We start from the raw sequence: 215 nt of genomic DNA, 5'->3' as shown, positions 1-215 counted from the left end.
GTAATCATTAGGTGAAATACCCATTGAAAACTCTTGGTTTCTATGTACATCGTTAAGTCCTCCCCAATTTCCCCATTGTGTGCGTTCAGTGTACTGCTTGTTCATTTCAATTCCATTGATCAGAACTTTACCATTTGCTTTATCTAATCCTCGAGGTCTGAAGAATGTGGCGCTAAAGTCAAATGCGGCAGCATGTAAAAATACATCTCGTGAGG

Annotated in this window: 1 protein-coding gene; it reads right to left on the bottom strand. The window is 40.0% G+C overall.

Annotation, left to right across the window (positions count from 1 at the left end; translation table 11 throughout):
* Positions 1-215 (bottom strand): hypothetical protein (locus ACRHOC_RS15795; protein ID WP_431159516.1); only part of this gene is annotated, 215 nt, incomplete at both ends.

The organism is Winogradskyella poriferorum, from assembly GCF_050618035.1.
Taxonomy (GTDB): Bacteria; Bacteroidota; Bacteroidia; order Flavobacteriales; family Flavobacteriaceae; genus Winogradskyella; species Winogradskyella poriferorum_A.
The sequence above is the reverse complement of the archived record's forward strand: the minus strand, read 5'-3'. Positions and strand labels throughout refer to the sequence as shown.